This window comes from Streptomyces sp. SID9727 (assembly GCF_010550605.1).
GTDB lineage: Bacteria > Actinomycetota > Actinomycetes > Streptomycetales > Streptomycetaceae > Streptomyces.
Window position 1 is genome coordinate 1 of record NZ_JAAGNI010000163.1, and the last position, 4940, is coordinate 4940.

At 75.1% G+C, this 4940-nt stretch carries 3 protein-coding genes and 1 pseudogene; 1 reads left to right on the top strand and 3 read right to left on the bottom strand.

All coding sequences use genetic code 11. The features are described from left to right. Positions 1 to 311 (top strand): annotated as a pseudogene (locus tag G3I41_RS11085) (serine/threonine protein kinase); the annotation flags it as partial. 177 nt (positions 312 to 488) lie between these two features. Here the strand turns inward: G3I41_RS11085 and G3I41_RS11090 are convergent. The 3 genes from G3I41_RS11090 to cobT form a co-directional block, all read right to left on the bottom strand. After that, positions 489 to 1307: an RNA methyltransferase gene (locus tag G3I41_RS11090; RefSeq protein WP_164400034.1), complete on the bottom strand. Its 819-nt coding sequence runs from the start codon at positions 1305 to 1307 to the stop codon at positions 489 to 491. 57 nt (positions 1308 to 1364) lie between these two features. Beyond that, positions 1365 to 2615 (bottom strand): uroporphyrinogen-III C-methyltransferase, encoded by a 1251-nt coding sequence (cobA, locus tag G3I41_RS11095; protein WP_164400035.1) that lies wholly within the window; start codon positions 2613 to 2615, stop codon positions 1365 to 1367. Positions 2616 to 2875: 260 nt separating this feature from the next. After that, positions 2876 to 4940, bottom strand: a 2065-nt coding sequence (gene cobT / locus G3I41_RS11100; protein WP_164400036.1) for a nicotinate-nucleotide--dimethylbenzimidazole phosphoribosyltransferase, incomplete at its 5' end; no start/stop codon positions are given.

Genomic DNA, 4940 nt, shown 5'->3' on the forward strand with positions numbered 1-4940 from the left:
CCCCCGCCCGCACCGGAGGCGGCCGACCGGTGCAGCAGCAGCCGCGCGGGACGGCGCGGCCGGCCAGGCGTCCGCAGGGCACCAACGGGACGAACGGCAGGCCGGGCACCCGGCCCGGGCCCCGGACGACGTCGACGGGGCGGCGTCCGGCCAACCCGAGGCTGCTGCGGCAGCGGCTCGTCGTCTTCGTGGTGGTGACGCTGCTGGTGGCGCTCGGAATCGCGGCGGCGCAGGGCTGCCAAGGGCCGGCCCGGGGGCTGGGCGTGGACCTCGGGCACGGGCAGAGCCAGAGCCAGGACCGGCGGCCCTAGGGCGTGTTTCGAAAGTCCCGCCTGTCCGGCGACGCCTGGCACGCACGCTCGCCGCGTTGTCGGGATCACCCCGATACACCCAGTATCGGGGCGACCCTCCGCCTTGCGATCGCACGCACCAGACGCCGCCGGACCCGCCCTACGGGCGGACGGCGCTACTTTCGAAACACGCCCTAGTCAGCTCTCCGGGCGGCCCGTGGCCACCGCGTAGAAGGCGACCGCGGCGGCCGCGCCGACGTTCAGCGAGTCCACACCGTGGGCCATCGGGATGCGCACCCACCGGTCGGCGGCGGCGAGGGCCCGGGCGGAGAGGCCGTCGCCCTCCGCGCCGAGCATGAGGGCGACCCGGTCCATCCGGTGCGGCGCCGCCTCCTCGATGCTCACGGCCTTCTCGGCGGGCGTCAGCGCGAGCACGGTGAACCCTGCCTCGCGTACGGTCCCGAGTCCCTGCGGCCAGGTGTCGAGGCGGGCGTACGGTACGGAGAACACCGCGCCCATCGAGACCTTGACGGAACGCCGGTACAGCGGGTCGGCGCAGTCCGGGGAGAGCAGGACGGCGTCCATCCCGAGGGCGGCGGCGCTGCGGAAGATCGCGCCGATGTTCGTATGGTCGTTGACGGCCTCCATGACGGCCACGCGGCGGGCCGTGCGGAGGAGTTCGCCGGCGTCCGGGAGGGGTTTGCGCTGCATCGAGGCGAGGGCGCCCCGGTGCACGTGGTAGCCGGTGACGCGTTCGGCGAGGTCCGGGGCGACCGTGTAGACGGGGGCGTCGCTCTCCTCGATGACGTCCCGCATCTGGTCGACCCACTTCGCCGAGAGCAGCATGGAGCGCATCGCGTACCCGGCCTGGCGGGCGCGGCGGATCACCTTCTCGCCCTCGGCGATGAAGAGGCCCTCGGCGGGTTCCTTGCGGCGCCGGAGTTCCACGTCGGTGAGGCTGACGTAGTCGCTCAGGCGGGGGTCGTCGGGGGTGTCGATGGTGAGGGGTTCAGCCACGGTTCTGGTGCTGCCTTGTCCGGTGGGGTGCCGACGGTCGGGGGCTGTTACGGCTTGCTACTCGCCGTTCGGAGCGGCGTCCGCGCCGACCTCGACCACGGCGCCGATCACGATGACGGCGGGCGGGCGGACGTCCTCCGCGGCCACGCGCTCGGCCACGGTCGCGAGGGTGGCGTCGACGCGGCGCTGGGCGGCCGTCGTGCCTTCCTGGACGAGCGCGACCGGGGTCTCGGGCGACCGGCCGTGCTCCACGAGCGTGCGGGCGATGGCGCCGATCTTGTCGACGGCCATCAGGAGCACCAGGGTGCCGCGCAGCCGGGCGAGGGCCGCCCAGTCGACCAGGGAGCGTTCGTCGTCGGGGGCGACGTGCCCGCTGACCACGGTGAACTCGTGGGCGACGCCCCGGTGGGTGACGGGGATGCCGGCCGCGCCGGGGACCGAGATGGAGCTGGAGATGCCGGGCACGACGGTGCACGGGATGCCCTCGGCGGCGAGCGCCTGGGCCTCCTCCATGCCCCGGCCGAAGACGAACGGGTCGCCGCCCTTGAGCCGGACGACCGCCTTGCCGGCCTTGGCGTGCTCGATCAGCGCGTTGTTGATGGCCTCCTGCGCCATGTAGCGGCCGTACGGGATCTTCGCGGCGTCGATGACCTCGACGTGCGGCGGCAGTTCGTCCAGGAGGTCGCGGGGGCCGAGGCGGTCGGCGATGACGACGTCCGCCTCGGCGAGGAGGCGGCGGCCCCGGACGGTGATGAGGTCCGGGTCGCCGGGGCCGCCGCCCACGAGGGCGACGCCGGCGGTCCGGGTGCGGTGGTGCGGGGCGGAGATGCTGCCGTCGCGCAGTCCCTCCACGATCGCGTCGCGGACGGCGGCCGAGTGGCGCGGGTCGCGGCCGTGGGCGCCCGCGGTGAGCACGGCGACGGTCACGCCCTCGCTTCGGCCGGTGGCGGGCGTCCAGGCGGTGGCCGCTTCGGCGTCGTCGCTGCGGACGCACCAGGTGCGGGTCCGCTCCGCCTCGGCGGACGCGGCTTCGTTGGCCGCGTCGTCGTCGGTCGCGATGAGCGCGTACCAGGTGTCCGCGAGGTCGCCGTCGGCGTACCCGCGACGCTCCCAGCGGATCTCGCCGGCGTCCGCCATCGCCTCGACGGAGGGGGTGGCGGACGGCGACACGAGGACGATGTCGGCGCCGGCCGCGATGAGGGCGGGGAGGCGGCGCTGCGCGACTTGGCCGCCGCCGACGACGACTACGCGGCGCCCGTTGAGGCGCAGTCCGACGGGGTAGGCGGGGCGATCGGCGTGCTCGGCCATGGTGGTGCGGGCTCCTCGGGGCGGTGCGGAAGCGCGAGCCGCTGCGACGGTGGAGCGGCGTGGGTGTGGAGGGTGGGGATCACGATACGGGGTGGCCCGGGGGCCACGGTGAGCGGTGGGCGGGGGCGCCTGCGGCGGGCCCTGTGCCCTGCCCGGGCACTGCCCCGGACCCCACGCCTCAATCGCCGTCGGGCTATAGCTGAGCCCTTCCGGCGGTTGAGGCGCGGAGGGTCGGGGCAGCACCCCCGACAACGGTGCCGCTACTTCTCCGTCACGCCCGCCGAGTCGAACGTCGCCACCTCGTGCATCGCGCGCGCCGCGCTCTGCACGATCGGCAGCGCCAGCAGCGCGCCCGTCCCCTCGCCGAGGCGGAGGTCCAGGTCGACCAGCGGGCGCAGGCCCAGCTTGTTGAGCGCGGCCACATGGCCCGGCTCCGCGCTGCGGTGGCCGGCGATGCACGCGGCCAGGGCCTCCGGGGCGATCGCCCGGGCCACCAGGGCCGCCGCGCCCGCGCTCACGCCGTCCAGGATCACCGGCGTACGGAGCGACGCGCCGCCCAGCAGGAAGCCGGCCATCGCCGCGTGCTCCAGGCCGCCGACGGCCGCCAGGACACCGATCGGGTCCGCCGGGTCCGGCTGGTGCAGTTCCAGGGCGCGCCGTACCACGTCGATCTTGCGGGCGTGCATCTCGTCGTTGATGCCGGTCCCCCGGCCCGTCACCTCGGCCGGGTCCATGCCGGTGTACACGCAGATCAGCGCGGCCGAGGCCGTCGTGTTGGCGATGCCCATCTCGCCGGTCAGCAGGCCCTTGTTGCCCGCCGCCACCAGGTCGCGGGCGGTCTCGATGCCGACCTCGATCGCCGCGTGGACCTCCTCGCGGGTGAGCGCCGGCCCCGTGGTGAAGTCCGCCGTGCCCGCACGTACCTTCCGGGGCAGCAGGCCCGGCATCGCGGGCAGTTCCGCGACCGCGCCCACGTCGACCACGCACACCTCCGCGCCCACCTGCGACGCGAACGCGTTGCACACCGCGCCGCCGCCGAGCATGTTGGCGATCATCTGGCCGGTGACCTCCTGGGGCCACGCCGTGACGCCCTGCGCGTGCACCCCGTGGTCGCCCGCGAACACCGCGACGGCCGCCGGCTCCGGGATCGGCGGCGGGCACATCCGGGAGAGCCCGGCCAGCTGCGCCGAGATGATCTCCAGCATGCCGAGCGCGCCGGCCGGCTTCGTCATCCGCTTCTGGCGCTCCCAGGCCTCGCCCAGCGCCTTGGCGTCCAGCGGGCGGATGTCGGAGATCGTCTCCTGGAGCAGATCGTGCGGCGCCTCGCCGGGCAGGGCGCGGCGGCCGTACGTCTCCTCGTGGACGACCCACGAGAGCGGGCGCCGCTTCGACCAGCCCGCCTGCATCAGCTCCGGGTCCTCGGGGAACTCGTCCACGTACCCCACGCAGAGGTACGCCACGATCTCCAGGTGCTCCGGCAGCCCCAGCGCGCGCACCATCTCGCGCTCGTCGAAGAAGCTCACCCAGCCCACGCCCAGGCCCTCGGCCCGCGCCGCCAGCCACAGGTTCTCCACGGCGAGCGCCGAGGAGTACGGGGCCATCTGCGGCTGGGTGTGCCGGCCGAGCGTGTGGCGGCCGCCCCGCGTCGGGTCGGCGGTCACCACGATGTTCACCGGGGTGTCGAGGATGGCCTCGATCTTCAGTTCCTTGAACTGCTTGGCCCGCGCCTTCGGCAGCGACTTCGCATACGCGTCCCGCTGCTGCTGCGCCAGCTCGTGCATCGAGCGGCGCGTCTCGGCGGACCGGATGACGACGAAGTCCCAGGGCTGCGAGTGCCCCACGCTCGGCGCCGTGTGCGCGGCCTCCAGGACGCGCAGCAGCACCTCGTGCGGGATGGGGTCGCTGCGGAAGCCGTTGCGGATGTCGCGGCGCTCCCGCATCACCCGCAGGACCGCCTCCCGCTCGGCGTCGTCGAAGCCGGGCGCCGGGGGTGCGGTGGGTGCCTCTTCGGACGCCTCCTGCCGCGCGGGCTCCGGTTCGTCGCTCAGGTCCGGGGTCTCGATGACCTCGGGAGCGGACTCGGACTCGGGGGCGGGCGCCCCGGGCTGTATCGACTGTGCGGTCACCGGGGTGTCGGCCGGAGCCGCCGGGAGCGCGTCCGCCTCCGGCTCGGGCGCGGGGGCCGGGGCCGGCTCCTCCTGGGCGACGAGCCGCGGTTCGGGGGCCGGTACGGGCTCCGGCTCGGCGACGGGGGCGGCTTCGGCTTCCGCCACGGCCACGGGCTGCGGGTCGGCGGCGGGTACGGGGGCCGGCTCGGGGGCCGGT

What these genes read in the sequence shown, in the direction of transcription:
- cobA (WP_164400035.1), bottom strand. Translation starts at nt 2,615, where the DNA reads ATGGCCGAGCACGCCGATCGCCCCGCCTACCCCGTCGGACTGCGCCTC.